Source organism: Azospirillum brasilense, from assembly GCF_005222205.1.
Classification (GTDB): domain Bacteria; phylum Pseudomonadota; class Alphaproteobacteria; order Azospirillales; family Azospirillaceae; genus Azospirillum; species Azospirillum brasilense_G.
Window position 1 is genome coordinate 247,439 of the sequence record NZ_CP032346.1, and the last position, 13,374, is coordinate 260,812.

13 protein-coding genes are annotated in these 13,374 nt (G+C 71.5%); all 13 read left to right on the forward strand.

Annotation, left to right across the window (positions count from 1 at the left end):
* Positions 1-155: 155 nt before the first annotated feature.
* The 13 genes from D3869_RS15195 to D3869_RS15255 all read left to right on the forward strand — a co-directional run bounded on the left by D3869_RS15195 (position 156) and on the right by D3869_RS15255 (position 13,345).
* Entirely contained in the window at positions 156-863 is a 708-nt protein-coding gene (locus tag D3869_RS15195; RefSeq protein ID WP_247874697.1) for a sugar phosphate nucleotidyltransferase, read from the forward strand.
* Positions 864-877: 14 nt separating this feature from the next.
* The gene (locus D3869_RS15200; protein ID WP_137140844.1) at positions 878-2,830 is read left to right on the forward strand and encodes a tetratricopeptide repeat protein; all 1,953 of its coding nucleotides are present in this window, start codon (positions 878-880) and stop codon (positions 2,828-2,830) included.
* A gap of 63 nt (positions 2,831-2,893) precedes the next feature.
* Complete coding sequence (locus D3869_RS15205) at positions 2,894-4,501, forward strand: glycosyltransferase (RefSeq protein ID WP_137140845.1); 1,608 nt, start codon at positions 2,894-2,896, stop codon at positions 4,499-4,501.
* A gap of 29 nt (positions 4,502-4,530) precedes the next feature.
* Positions 4,531-5,583, forward strand: a complete 1,053-nt coding sequence (gene pseI, locus D3869_RS15210; protein ID WP_137140846.1) for a pseudaminic acid synthase — start codon at positions 4,531-4,533, stop codon at positions 5,581-5,583.
* Positions 5,580-6,338: a cytidylyltransferase domain-containing protein gene (locus D3869_RS15215; RefSeq protein WP_137140847.1), complete on the forward strand. Its 759-nt coding sequence runs from the start codon at positions 5,580-5,582 to the stop codon at positions 6,336-6,338. The genes pseI and D3869_RS15215 overlap by 4 nt, the downstream gene beginning before the upstream one ends.
* Before the next feature lie 15 nt (positions 6,339-6,353).
* A complete protein-coding gene (locus D3869_RS15220; RefSeq protein WP_137140848.1) occupies positions 6,354-6,587 on the forward strand; it encodes an acyl carrier protein in 234 nt (77 codons plus the stop codon).
* A 7-nt stretch (positions 6,588-6,594) separates the two neighbouring features.
* A complete protein-coding gene (locus D3869_RS15225) occupies positions 6,595-7,413 on the forward strand; it encodes an alpha/beta fold hydrolase (RefSeq protein WP_137140849.1) in 819 nt (272 codons plus the stop codon).
* 13 nt (positions 7,414-7,426) lie between these two features.
* Complete coding sequence (locus tag D3869_RS15230; RefSeq protein ID WP_137140850.1) at positions 7,427-7,705, forward strand: acyl carrier protein; 279 nt, start codon at positions 7,427-7,429, stop codon at positions 7,703-7,705.
* Positions 7,702-8,922 carry an ANL family adenylate-forming protein gene (locus D3869_RS15235; RefSeq protein ID WP_137140851.1) on the forward strand — a complete coding sequence of 407 codons (1,221 nt, stop codon included), beginning with the start codon at positions 7,702-7,704 and terminating at the stop codon, positions 8,920-8,922. The genes D3869_RS15230 and D3869_RS15235 overlap by 4 nt, the downstream gene beginning before the upstream one ends.
* The gene (locus D3869_RS15240; RefSeq protein ID WP_137140852.1) at positions 8,919-9,650 is read left to right on the forward strand and encodes an SDR family NAD(P)-dependent oxidoreductase; all 732 of its coding nucleotides are present in this window, start codon (positions 8,919-8,921) and stop codon (positions 9,648-9,650) included. The genes D3869_RS15235 and D3869_RS15240 overlap by 4 nt, the downstream gene beginning before the upstream one ends.
* Before the next feature lie 16 nt (positions 9,651-9,666).
* Positions 9,667-10,779, forward strand: coding sequence for a 3-oxoacyl-ACP synthase III family protein (locus D3869_RS15245; RefSeq protein ID WP_137140853.1), 1,113 nt, complete (start codon positions 9,667-9,669; stop codon positions 10,777-10,779).
* A gap of 142 nt (positions 10,780-10,921) precedes the next feature.
* Complete coding sequence (locus D3869_RS15250; protein WP_137140854.1) at positions 10,922-12,787, forward strand: flagellin; 1,866 nt, start codon at positions 10,922-10,924, stop codon at positions 12,785-12,787.
* 132 nt (positions 12,788-12,919) lie between these two features.
* Positions 12,920-13,345 carry a flagellar biosynthesis repressor FlbT gene (locus D3869_RS15255; RefSeq protein WP_137140855.1) on the forward strand — a complete coding sequence of 142 codons (426 nt, stop codon included), beginning with the start codon at positions 12,920-12,922 and terminating at the stop codon, positions 13,343-13,345.
* Positions 13,346-13,374: the final 29 nt, after the last annotated feature.

Below are 13,374 nucleotides of genomic sequence, written 5' to 3' on the forward strand. Positions count from 1 at the left end.
CGGGGGGCTTACGTTGGGCGGTCGGCCGGGAAAGTTCGCCGTCACCCCCACCGAATGTTTGACCAATCCACCGCCGACGCGGTATGCGGCGGGGGTGGGGGCGGCGCCGCGGCGCCGGGAGCATGAGGGGAAGCACGGTGCGGCCTGAGGAAGCCTTGACGGACATCGACGTCACGCTGCTCGCCGGCGGTCTCGGCTCGCGCATGCGGGGCGTCTCGGGCGACACGCCCAAGGTGCTGGCGCCCATCGCGGGCCGCGCCTTTCTGGGGCATCTGCTGGACCATCTGGCGGCCTACGGCGCGCGCCGGGTGGTGCTGTGCCTGGGCCATCTGGCCGACCGGGTGACGGCGTGGCTGGCCCAGGGCGACACCAACCGGTCGCTGGACGTCGTCTGCCAGATCGAGCCGAGCCAGATGGGCTCCGCCGCGGCGCTCGCCTACATCCGCAAGGACCTGAAGGCCGGCACCGTCCTGGTGATGAGTGGCGACACCTTCCTCGACGCCGACCTGCGCGCCTTCGTCGCCTCGCACCGCCTGTCGGGGGCCGAGGCGTCGGTCCTGTGCGTTGAGGTCGAGGACGCCGCCCGCTTCGGCCGGGTGGAGGTCGGGCCGGACAGCCGGGTCCGCCAATTCCTCGACAAGGCGCCGGGACGCGGGGTCATCAACGCCGGTGTCTATCTCTTCTCCGCGGCCTTCCTCGACCGCCTCGCGGCCTCCGGAGCCAGCTCGCTGACCCGCGACGTGCTGCACAAGATGCCGCCGGGCACCCTGCACGGCCACATCGCCAAGGCCCGCTTCATCGACATGGGCACGCCGGAGAGTCTGGCGGTCGCCGCCAGCGTGATCGGCGGCCGCGAGACCTGAGCGGAGCGGGCGCCGTGGCGACGCTGGACGAGGCGCTGGCCATCGCGCTCGACCTTCACACCGCCGGGCGGACGGAGGAGGCGGAAACCCTCTACGGGCGAATCCTCGACGCCGTTCCGGACGAGCCGAACGCCCTTCATCTCTACGGTCTCCTCTGCGCCCAGGGCGGGCGGCTGGAGCAGGCGGCCGGGCTTCTGGAAAGGGCGGTGGCGCTGCGCCCCGGCCTGCCCGACTACCGCGCCAACCTCGCGACGCTCCATCAGGCCCGCGGCAATCCCGCGGCGGCGGCGGCGGAATACCGGGCCGCCCTGCGGCTTTGCCCCGATTCGGCGGCGCTCGCCTTCCCATTGGCGGGAGCGGCGCGGCAGGCGGGGGACAGCGGGCTCGCCCTGGCGGCCTATCGCCGCACAACCGTCATCCAGCCCGATCTTGCCGAGCCTTTGGTCCAGTCCGGAATCCTGCTGCGCTACGCGGGACGGACGGGGGAGGCGGTGACGGCCCTGCGCCGCGCCGTCCGGCTGCGCCCCGACCATGGGGAGGCTTGGCACCATCTCGGCGTCGCGCTTCAGCGCGTCCGGGACCGGGAGGCGGCGGCGGCGCTGTCGCAGGCCGCTGCCCTTCTGCCGGAGGACCCGGCCGTTCGGCTCAATCTCGGCCGCGCCCACTATGACGCAGGGCGTTGGGACGCCGCCGCTGCGGCCCTGCGCGGCGCGCTGGCGCTCGACCCGGCGAAGGATGACGTGTGGGAGCTTCTCGCCGCCGCCCGGCGCAAGGTGGCGGGCGGGGAGGGAGAGGCCGTGGCGGCGCTGCGCCGTCTGCTGCGGCTGCGCCCGGACGCCGCAGACGGCTGGTACGCGCTGTCCTTCGCCGAACCCGACGCCCGGGGGGCGCTCCGCCGCGCGCTGGCCCTCCAGCCGGATCACCGCAACGCGCTCGGCGGGCTGGCGAACCGCCTGCGGGACCGGCGGGAGATCGCGGCGTCGCTGCGTCTGCACGACCGCGCCGTCCGCCTCCAGCCGGTCAGCGCGGAGGCGCGCTGGAACCGGTCCCTGGCCCGGTTGCTCGCCGGTGACCTGGCGGGCGGTTGGGAGGATTACGAGGCGCGCTGGGGCGTCGCCGATTTCCCCACCAAGCCGCGCGGCCTGCCGCAGCCGCTGTGGAGCGGCGAGGGCATCGCCGGGCGAACCATCCTGCTGCACGAGGAGCAGGGCCGCGGCGACGCCATCCAGTTCGTCCGCTACGCCCCCCTGGTGGCGGCCCGCGGCGCCCGCGTGCTGCTGGAGGTCGGGGCCGATCTGGTGCCGCTGTTCAGCGGCCTGCCGGGGGTGGAGCGGGTCGTCGCGCGCGGCGAGCCCTTGCCGGAATTCGATTGGCAGTGCCCGCTGCTCAGCCTGCCGCGGGCCTTCACCACCCGGCTGGAGACCATTCCCGCCACCGTTCCCTACCTGACCGCCGACCCGGCGCGCGCCGCGGCGTGGCGGCAGCGGCTGGCGGGTGACGGCCTCGCGGTCGGGCTGGTCTGGGCCGGAAACCCGCAGTTCGCCGGGGATCGGGAACGGTCGCCGGGGCTGGCGGCGCTGGCGCCGCTGCTGGCGGTGCCGGGCTGCCGCTTTTTCGGCCTGCAACTCGGCCCCGGCCATGATGAACTGGCGGGACGGGCGATGCCGCCGTCCTTCACCGATCTGGCGCCGGGGATCCGCGACTTTGCCGACACCGCGGCGATCATGGCGTCGCTGGACCTCGTGGTGTCCTCCTGCACCGCGCCCGCTCATCTGGCCGGGGCGCTGGGCGTGCCGCTGTGGGTGCTGCTGTCCCACGCGCCGGACTGGCGCTGGCTGCTCGACCGCGCCGACAGCCCCTGGTACCCGACCGCCCGCCTGTTCCGCCAGCCCCGCCCCGGTGATTGGGCCGCGGTGGCGGGGGATGCCGCGGCGGCGCTGGCGGAGCGGGTTGCCGCGCGTTCTTGAAACCTTAACCACACCGGGGCTATCAGGAGGCGAAGCGCGACACGCGCCGGTTGGGGGAACAGCATGTCCGACATCGCCGGGGACCAGGCCGCCACGCTGAAGGCCCTGCTGGCCGAGCGCCAGTTCAACGCCGACCGCCTCAACGCCCTGACGGCCCAGTGCGAACGCATGCGCCGCGAGCTGGATCGGGACGCCCGCCTGTCCATCGCCGAGGACTTGCGCCGCGACCCGCCGACCGGAGAGACGGTGCTGCTCCACTCCGTCCTGTTCCAGCTCACCGGCGACCTCTACCACTACGAGCGGATTCTCCATTACCTGCTGCTGGGCGGGGAGCGGGTCGGGCCGCAGTTGATGCACTACACCTACTGGTGCATGGCGCGGCAGCTGTTCCTGGCGGCCTCGGCGCCGGAGAAGCTGGCCTCCTTCGGGCCCTGCGACCTCTTCCGCTTCTACGAGGAGCTGGTCTGGGCGGTGGCGCGGCGCTGGGGCGTCGTTCCGCCGCGCCATGTGCCGCGCGACGGGCCGATCCGCCGCGTGGCCGTGCTGACCAACCAGTTCACCAACGACCAGCACCAGCCCTCGCGCGACTGCTTCGACTACGCCAGCCGGCTCCAGGACGATTTCGGGCTCGACGTCGCCATCATCAACTGCAACACCATGCCGCTGCGGGCCGAGAGCCTGTTCGTGCCGCCGATGGTCGCGGAACTGGTCGCCGACTATGAGGGCGTCTACGCGCTGAAGATGTTCGGGCGGCAGGTGAAAATGGCGTCCTTCACCGACCGCGCCTTCTCCAAGGACAAGCTGTCCACCATCGTCGGGGCGATCGACGGCTACGATCCCGACCTGCTGGTCACCTTCGGCGGGGCCAACGTGGTGGGCGACCTGTTCGCGGTGAGTGGCGCGCGGCCGGTGGTCTGCCTGCCCACCACGTCGGGCATGACCATCTCGCTGGCCCATCTGGTGCTGGGCTACGAGGAGGGGAACCACACCGACGCCATGCCGGCGCTCTACCGCGGCCCCTTCGCGCAGCGCTTCCGGCCCTTCACGCTGGGCTTCTCCCCGCCCCCCACGGCGGGGGTCGGCGGCGCTCTCGACCTCGGCGATGCGGCCTTCGTCTTCGCGGTGGTCGGCACCCGCCTGGATCTGGAGGTGACGGCGGAGTTCCTCGCGCTGGCCGATTCCATCCTCGACCGCTGCCCCGGTGCTGCGATCGTCTTCGCCGGGGAGGTGGAGCAGTTGCCGGCCCGGCTGGCGGCGGCGCGCAACGGGGCGCGGATGCGCAGCCTGGGCCATCTCAAGGACATCCGCGCCTTCTACCGGCGCTGCCACGCCTACCTCAACCCCTCCCGCCAGGGCGGCGGCGGCAGCGCCGCCTACGCCATCGCCGAAGGGCTGCCGGTGGTCACGCTGGCCTGGGGCGACGTGGCGAGCGTGGCGGGGGCGGGCATCCCCGTGCCGGACGCCGCCGCCTATGTGGAGCGCGCCGCCGCCCTGGTCGCCGACCCCGCGCTGCGCGAGCGGCAGGCGGAGCTGTCGCGCGTCCGCTTCCAGACCGTCGGCGACCGCCACCGCTGCGCCGAACGGCTGCTGGCCTATGGCGAGGAGGCGCGGGATCTTCTGCGGGCTGCGTTACAAAAGGAAGCCCGGCCAGCCGCTTCCGTGGCAAAGTGACCCTCGACCATCACCGAGAGACCCATCCCGTGCCGCGCGACGTCGTCATCAACGGGCGCCCCATCGGCCCCGGCCACCCGCCCTATCTGATCGCCGAGATGTCGGGCAACCATAAGGGTGACCTGAACCGGGCGCTCGCCCTGGTCGACGCCGCCAAGGAGGCCGGCGCCGACGCCGTGAAGCTGCAGACCTACACCGCCGACACCCTGACCATCGACCATGACGGGCCGGGCTTCCTGCTAGAGGGTGGGCTGTGGAAAGGCCGCACCTTGCACGACCTTTACCGCGAGGCCCACACCCCCTGGGAGTGGCACGGCCCGCTGTTCGAGCGCGCCCGCGCCATCGGCCTGACCATCTTCAGCTCCCCCTTCGACGACACGGCGGTCGAGCTGCTGGAGCGGCTGGACGCCCCGGCCTTCAAGATCGCCTCCTTCGAGCTGAACGACCTGCCGCTGATCCGCCGCGCCGCCCGCTCGGGCAAGCCGCTGATCCTGTCCACCGGGCTCGCCACGCTGGGGGAGATTGCCGAGGCGGTGGAGGCCGTCGGCGCCGCGCCGCTCGTGCTGCTCCATTGCGTCAGCGGCTATCCGACCCCGCCCGAGGACTGCAACCTGCGCACCATCCCGCATTTGGCGCAGGCCTTCGGCGTCGCCGCCGGCCTGTCCGACCACACCCATGGCGCGGCGGTGCCGGTGGCCGCGGCGGCGCTGGGGGCGGTGGTCATCGAGAAGCATTTCACCCTGTCCCGCGCCGACGGCGGGGTGGACAGCGCCTTCTCCCTGGAACCGGCGGAGTTCAAGGCGATGGCCGAGTCCGTCCGCACCACCTGGGCGGCCTTGGGCCGCGTCCATTACGGGGTGAAGCCGAGCGAGGTGGGCGGCCGCGACTACCGCCGCTCCCTCTACGTCACCGCGGACGTGGGGGCGGGCGAGGCGCTGAGCAGCGCCAGCGTCCGCTCCATCCGCCCCGGCTTCGGCCTGGAGCCGAAGCATCTCCCCGCCGTGCTCGGCCGCCGCGCCGCCCGCGCCCTGAAGCGCGGCGAACCGCTGCGCTGGGACATGCTGGCCCCGGAGGAGAAATGAGCCTTGCCACGGCCAAGCCGCGCGTCGTCTGCATCTCGCAGGCCCGCATGACCTCGACCCGCCTGCCCGGCAAGGTGCTGATGGAGGCGGCGGGGCAACCGTTGCTGGTCCACCATCTGGGCCGTCTGGCGCGCTGCCGGACGCTCGACGCGCTGGTGCTGGCGACCACGGTGAACGGCACCGACGACCCGGTGGCGGAATTGGCGGGATCACTCGGCGTCCCGGTCTTCCGCGGTGATGAGCAGGACGTGCTCGGACGCTTCGCCGGGGCTGCGGCCATGGCCGGCGCCGACGTGGTGGTGCGGGTCACCGCCGATTGCCCGCTGATCGACCCGGCGCTGGTGGACCGCGTGGTGACCGCCTTCCTGGAAGCCGGGCCGCCGCTGGATTATCTCAGCCTCGACGTCACCCGCTTCCCGCGCGGCCTGGATGCGGAGGTCTTCACCCGCGCCGCCCTGGACACGGCCGCCGCCGTGGCCGCCGAGCCGGCGGAGCGCGAGCACGTCACCGCCCACCTCTACCGCCGTCCGGAGCGTTTCCGCATCGGCGCCCCCCTGGCGCCGGAGGACGGCAGCGTCCTGGAGCAGCGCTGGTGCGTCGACGAGGCCGCCGACCTGGAGCTGGTGCGCCGCCTGCTGGGGGCGCTGCTTCCCGAAAAGCCGGACTTCGGCTGGCAGGATTGTTGCAAAGTTCTGCGCCAGCACCCTGAATGGGCCAACCTGAACGGCAGCGTGCGTCAGAACACGCTCCACTGAAACGGAGACACCACCATGGACCGCAAGGATTTCCTGCTCGCGCTCGACGAGATGCTGGAACTGGACGCCGGCACCCTGACGGGCACGGAAGACCTCGACTCGATCGACGCCTGGGACTCGCTGGCCGTCATCAGCTTCATCGCGCTGGTCGACGAGAAGCTCGGCCACGTCGTGGAGGGCGAGAAGCTCGTCAAGGCGAAGACGGTGGAGGACCTGCTGGGTCTGGCCGGCATCGCTGTCACGGCCTGACGCTCCGGTGACGTCGACGGTTGAGCGTTCCCCGCGGCGCGGACGGGCCGACATCGAGGGTGGTCCCGCCTCCTATCTGTCGATGGGGCGGGGCGGCGTTCCGGCCCTTCTGCTGCACGGCTTCGCCGGGGATTCGCTGACCTGGCAGTTCAACGCCGCGGCGCTGGCCGCCGACCGCCGGGTGCTGGCGGTGGATCTGCCGGGGCACGGCGCCTCGACCCTGGAGGTCGGGGACGGGCGGGTCGGCGCCTTCGCGCCCTGGCTGCTGCGCCTGCTGAACGCGTTGGAGATTCCGCGGGTCCATGCGGTCGGCCATTCGATGGGCGGTTACGTCGCGTTGGAGCTGGCGCGGCTGGCTCCGGAGCGGGTGGCGAGCCTGTCCCTGGTCGCCAGCGCCGGCCTCGGCCCCGACTTCGACCTGGAGTTCCTGCGGCGGGTCGCCGCGCTGGAGACGGTGGAGGAGGGGCGGGACTGTGCCGCGCGCCTGTTCGCCCGGCCCTGGCTGCTGGCGGGACGCGTCGGCGAGGTGATGCACGCCCAGGCCGCCGACCCCCGCCGCCGCGCCGCCCTGGAGCGGATCATCGCCGGCTCCTTCGCGGAGGCGCACCGGTCGCGCGGCCCGGTGGACTGGACCGCCATCCCGATGCCGATCCAGCTCCTGTGGGGGCGCGAGGACCGCATCATCCCGGTGCCGGCGGCCGAGCGGCTGCCTCCCGGTGCGCCGCTTCATCTCTTCGACAAGGCCGGGCACTTGCCGCATAGTGAGGCGGCGACTCCCGTCACGGCCACCCTCCGCGACTTCCTTTCCGCCTGCGATCCCCAATGACCGATTCCCCCCAATGACCGACTCCATGTTCGCGCTGATCGCCGAAGAGCTTGCCCGCATCGCCGCCGACAAGGGGGAGACCCTGCCGGCGCTCAACCCGGACACGCGCTTCCTCGGCGGGGATTTGCCGATCGACTCCCTCGACCTCGCCACGCTGCTGGTGGTGCTGGAGCAGCGCACCGGCCAGGACCCCTTCCGCGCCGGCTTCGTCCAGTTCAACACGGTCGGGGAACTGGCCGCCCTCTACCGTCCGGCCCATCGCCATTCAGGCCTGCCCGCCGGGTCCCCATGAGCCTGCCGCCGCCCTCCTGGCTGCATCCCGGCTTTCGCCTGATCGAGGCGGAGCGCGGCGTCGGTTGGGCGGAGATATCCGCGCAGGCCGACGCTTTCGAGACGGCGTTTCGCGCCTCGGGCGGGCGGGTGGTCCTGCCGCCGCAAGGGAGGGCTGCCCCAGTCGGCGCCCCAGTCGGCGCTCTGGTCGCCGCTCTGGTCGCCGCCGAGCGGGCCGGTGTGGAATTGCATCTGCCGCGTCGCGACGCCCCCGCCGAGACGGGGCGTGCACCCGACGGGCCGGGCTTCGCGGTGCTGCTGGAGACCTCCGGCACCACCGGCGCGCCGAAGCTGATCCGGCACGACTTCCAGCGCCTGCGCGGACGGCTGCGTGGCGCCGCCGATCCGGACGCGCGCTGGCTGCTGGCCTACGAGCCGGCGGCCTTCGCCGGGCTCCAGGTGATCTTGACGGCCCTGGCCGCGGGGGCGACGCTGGTGACGGCGCCCGGCGCCGGAGCGGCGGAGCTGGCGCGCCTCGCCGTGCGCCACGCGGTGACCCACATCAGCGCGACTCCCAGCTTCTGGCGCGCCTTCCTGCTGGCGCTCGACGGCGAGGCGCCGCCGCTGGCGGCCGTCACGCTGGGCGGGGAGGTGGCCGACCAGCCGTTGCTCGACCGGCTGGCGGAGCGTTTCCCGGCCGCGAAGATCCGGCACATCTACGCCTCGACCGAGGCCGGGGCCCTCTTCGCGGTGGGGGACGGCAGGGCCGGCTTTCCCGCCGCCTGGCTGGACGGCGCCATCGACGGGGTGGGCCTGCGCCTGCGCGACGGCGTGCTGGAGGTGGAGAGCCCCCGCGCGATGCTCGGTCACGGGGGAGGCTGGCTGTCCACCGGCGACGTCGTGGAACTGCGCGGCGACCGTGCCTTGTTCGCCGGGCGGCTCGACGGGCGGGTCAATGTCGGCGGGGTCAAGGTCTCCCCGGAGGTGGTCGAGCAGGTGCTGCTGGACGTGCCGGGCGTGCGCGATGCCCTGGTCCAGCCCGCGGCCAACCCGGTGACCGGCCACATCCTGACCGCCCTGGTGGTCCCGGCGCCGGGGGTGGAGGAAGCGGCCCTGCGCGCCGCGATCCGCACCGCCGTGGCCGATCTGCCGCCCGCCGCGCGCCCCCGTCTGGTGACCATGACGGGCAGCATCGCGCTGGGGGCGGCGGGCAAGAAGACGCGGAAGGGAACGGCATGAGCGGCAAGCGGCACGTCATCGTCACCGGCGGCAGCCGCGGGCTGGGGCTGGGCATCGTCGAGGCGCTGCTGGCCGAGGGCTACCGCGTCTCCACCTGCAGCCGCGCGCCGGGCGAGGCGCTGGAGCGGCTGGCCGGGCCGGACCTGTTCTGGCAAGCCTGCCGCATCGGCGACGGGGAGGCGGTGCGGGCCTTCATGGACGCCGCCCTGGAGTGGGGCGGCGCGTCGCCGCTCTGGGGGCTGGTGAACAACGCCGGCATCGCGCGCGAGGGCGTGCTGGCGACTTTTCCCGAGATCGACGTCGAGGAGGTCGTCCAGGTCAACCTGACCGGCGCCATCCAGGTCGCCCGCGCCTTCCTGCGCGCCAAGCTGGTGAAGCGGGGGCCGGGGCGGATCGTCAACATCTCCTCGATCATCGGGCAGCGTGGCTACACCGGCCTGTCCGCCTATTCGGCGTCGAAGGCGGGGCTGGACGGGCTGACCCGCGCGTTGGCGCGCGAGGTCGGGCGGCTCCAGGTCACCGTCAATTCGGTCGCGCCCGGCTATCTCGCCACCGAGATGTCCGGCACGCTGGCCGAGGGGCAGCGCGACCAGATCGTCCGGCGCACGCCGCTGGGCCGGCTCGGCGAGGTGGCCGATGTGGTGCCGGTGGTCCGTTTCCTGCTGGGCGACGGGGCGGGCTTCGTGACCGGCCAGACCATCGTCGTCGACGGCGGCATCACCGGCTGACGGAGGGAGACGCCCCATGGTGGCCAGCGTGATCGAGGGCGTCGGCCTGAGCGGGATCGTCGCCTGCGTCCCGGAGCGGCGCGAGACGGTGGAGGATCTGGCCTTGCGGTTCGGCGAGGACGCCGCCCGCCGGATCGCCAAGGCGACCGGCATCGAGGCCCGCCACCTCGTGCCCCCTCATCAATGCACCTCCGACCTGGGCGAGGCGGCGGCGCGGCGCCTGCTCGACCGGCTGGGCTGGGCGGCGGACAGCGTCGATCTCCTGGTCATGGTGACCCAGACCCACGACCACATCCTGCCAGCCTCGGGCTATCTCCTCCACCATCGGCTGGGGCTGGGCAAGGGGGCGGCGGTGCTCGACCTGACGCTCGGCTGCTCGGGCTATGTCCACGGCCTGTGGACGGCGTCGGCGATGCTGAAGGCGGCGGGTGGGCGGCGCGCGCTCCTGATCGCGGGCGACACGACGTCGCGCGTGCTCGACCCCGACGACCGCGCCGTGGCGCCGCTGTTCGGCGACGCCGCGACGGCGACGGCGCTGGTGGCGGAGGAGGGGGCGGCGCCCATGGTCTTCGCGCTGGGCAGCGACGGCGCCGGCGCGCCCTATCTCGCCGTTCCCGGCGGCGGGCTGCGGCGGCCCGGCGCGCCCGCTCACCTGTTCATGGACGGCACCCAGGTCTTCGCCTTCACCCTGCGGGAGGTGCCGGGCAACATCCGCGCCGCGCTGGAACGGGCCGGCTGGACGATGGAGACGGTGGACCGTCTGGTCCTGCATCAGGCCAACGCCCAGATGATCCGCCACCTTGCGCAGAAGCTCGGCGCAACGCCCGATCAGACGGTGGTCGGGCTCGCCGGGTTCGGCAACACCAGTTCGGCGTCCATTCCCCTGGCGCTGGCCTCGGAGCTGAACGAGGCGCTGAGCGGCGGATCGCTGCGCCTTCTGCTCTCGGGGTTCGGTGTCGGCTGGTCGTGGGGAAGTGCCGCGCTGACCGCCGGACCGCTCGCCGTCTGCGAGGTGATCACGCTCCCTGCAAGCCCGGCAGATTCTGCCGGGCCGGATGCGCAACCGGCAAAGCGTGCCGGGCGGGAGGCAATTTTTGCCGAGAGCCCGGCAAAAAGTGCCGACCCCTGATTTGCCCAGAGGCAGGATTTTCCGCGCCGGCCCGGCAAATTCGATCTGGCCTATTTTTTGCCTACCGGTAGCCCGAGGGAATTAGTCCCTCTCCGTGCGCGCACCGTCGTGCGGATCGACAATCTCCAAAAGGAGTGACTCCATGGCTACCAACGACATCTCCCTCTCGTCGTCGATGCGCACGAACCTGCTGCAGCTGCAGGGCGTCCAAGACTCGATCGCGAAGAAGCAGAACATCCTCGCCACCGGCAACAAGATCAACTCGGCGCTCGATGGCCCGACGTCGTTCTTCGCCGCGAAGAACCTGACCCAGCGCGCCGGCGACCTGACCGCGCTGAAGGACACGATGGGCCAGGCCATCAGCACCATCAAGGCCGCCGACAAGGGCCTGACCTCGATCGACGACATGATCGAGCAGGCGCGCGGCCTGACCACCGCCGCCTACTCCGCTCTGGGCACCGACGCCGGCTCCGTCGCCACCCGCAAGTCGCTGGCTTCGCAGTTCAACTCGCTGAAGGAACAGATCGACAAGCTGGCCGGCGACTCCGCGTACGGCGGCAAGAACCTGCTGGCCGGCAACGGCCTGCGCCTGGACTCCACCAGCGATTCGCGCCGCGCCGTCAACACCATCCAGGGCATCGAGAACGCCCGCGTCACCAACGTGGTGTCGACCGACACCTACACGGTGCGCGTCAAGGGCGACGGCTCCATCGAGGGCGCGGCCGGCGAGATCAACAGCGCCGAGATGGCCCACGGCCTGGTCGGCCTGAAGCTGTCCGGCACGATGTCGACGTCGGCGGGCAGCTTCTCCGACGTGCAGATCGAGGTCCGCGGCGCGAAGGGCCGTGAGCGCTCCTTCATCGTGACCGACGGCAACGAGTCGCGCACGATCACCTACTTCGACAACAGCCAGACCATCGCCGCCAACACGACGCAGGCGGCCAAGTCGGGCACCGCGCAGCTCACCCAGGTGTCGATGGGCGGCACGATCGAGGCCGGCGACAGCTTCACGATCACCGTCGAAGACCAGACCTTCACCTACACCGCCACCGCCGGCGACGTGGCGACGGGCCAGACCGCCCGCGTCAACATCGCCAACCAGCTGAAGGCGTCGATCAACAGCGCGCTGGGCGCCAACGGCCGCCTCAGCGGCAAGGACGTCCAGACCGTCACGGTCAGCACGACCGGCACGATCACGCTGGAAGGCGCGACGACGAGCAACTCCGCCCGTGAGATGACCGTCAAGGCCACCGCCGACAACGCCCTCACCAAGCGCATCTCCGAGAGCTTCGCGTCGGGCACCATCGTGTCCTTCACGGTGGACCGCAATCTGCTGGAGCAGGCCGCCAACAACGGCAATGGCATCTCGACCATCGAGAAGAAGGTCGACATCCAGATCCAGGTCAGCAACCTGAGCGGCGCCACGGTGACCCGCGACGGCATGGCCAACCGCGGCGAGGGCAAGCTGGCGGAAGGCGAGAACGCCTACGCGTTCGACACCGGCACGGTGCGCTTCAACGTCGATCAGAAGAGCATCAAGCAGGCGGCGGAAGCCAACTCGGCGGCCAACCTGGTCTCGGTGCAGGTGACCGACGCCAACACCTCGAACGATCTGACGGTGCAGCTCAACGAGCGCAACACCAACGCGATCACGGTGAAGGCCCAGAACCTGACCACCAGCGGCCAGGGCCTGCGTCTGGACTACGCGCAGAACGACTGGACCGACCGCGCCGACATCGACAAGGCGGTCGCCAGCATCGACTACGCGAAGCAGACCCTGCGGTCGTCTTCGCAGACGCTGTCGACCAACCTGAACGTCATCACGACCCGTGAGAACTTCACCAAGGAGTTCAGCGACGTGCTGACCGAAGGCGCGAGCAAGCTGACGCTGGCCGACCAGAACGAGGAAGGCGCGAACCTGCTGATGCTGCAGACCCGTCAGCAGCTCGGCACCATCGCCCTCTCGCTGGCCAACCAGTCGCAGCAGTCGATCCTGCGTCTGTTCTAAGCCTGGGAGTTCGGGTAGGATTACGCCCGGCGGGCGGCGGCGCAAGCCGCCGCCCGTTTCATTTGGTGCGGCGTTTTCCGGCATGCGCTTTCCGCTTCCGCGCGCCGCCGAGACAAGGACCGGGTCCGTTTCATGCCTCTGAAGTTCGTTCTCCGCCCCAATGAGAAGGTCATCATCAACGGTGCGGTCATCGGGGCCGGTGACCGTCCCGGCTCGTTCTTCCTTTACAACACCGCCAATTTCCTTCGCGGACGCGAGGTGTTGAAGGAGGAGCAGATTGATTGCATCGAGAAGAAGCTCTACTTCGTCATCCAGCTTATCTACATTTTCCCAGAGGATGCGGTGCTCAACCTGCAGCGCTTCGCCGCGATACTGGGCGAGACGCGCGATGCCCGCCCTGATTGCCGCGACGACATCGATGAGATCGAGCGGCTGGTGGAGGCCCGCAATTATTATCGCGCGCTGAAAATCTGCCGAAAGATGTTCAAGGGTGGAGATGCCTCGTCCAACGCCTCCGAAGGGGCGCCGGAAAGCCCGGCGGCCGATCCGGCGCCGTGATCGACACCATAATTGATCGACACAATGGC

Coding starts and splice junctions, on each gene's coding strand:
- D3869_RS15205 (WP_137140845.1), top strand. CDS start 2,894: ATGTCCGACATCGCCGGGGACCAGGCCGCCACGCTGAAGGCCCTGCTG.
- D3869_RS15215 (WP_137140847.1), top strand. CDS start 5,580: ATGAGCCTTGCCACGGCCAAGCCGCGCGTCGTCTGCATCTCGCAGGCC.
- D3869_RS15220 (WP_137140848.1), top strand. CDS start 6,354: ATGGACCGCAAGGATTTCCTGCTCGCGCTCGACGAGATGCTGGAACTG.
- D3869_RS15230 (WP_137140850.1), top strand. CDS start 7,427: ATGACCGACTCCATGTTCGCGCTGATCGCCGAAGAGCTTGCCCGCATC.
- D3869_RS15235 (WP_137140851.1), top strand. CDS start 7,702: ATGAGCCTGCCGCCGCCCTCCTGGCTGCATCCCGGCTTTCGCCTGATC.
- D3869_RS15240 (WP_137140852.1), top strand. CDS start 8,919: ATGAGCGGCAAGCGGCACGTCATCGTCACCGGCGGCAGCCGCGGGCTG.
- D3869_RS15245 (WP_137140853.1), top strand. CDS start 9,667: ATGGTGGCCAGCGTGATCGAGGGCGTCGGCCTGAGCGGGATCGTCGCC.
- D3869_RS15250 (WP_137140854.1), top strand. CDS start 10,922: ATGGCTACCAACGACATCTCCCTCTCGTCGTCGATGCGCACGAACCTG.
- D3869_RS15255 (WP_137140855.1), top strand. CDS start 12,920: ATGCCTCTGAAGTTCGTTCTCCGCCCCAATGAGAAGGTCATCATCAAC.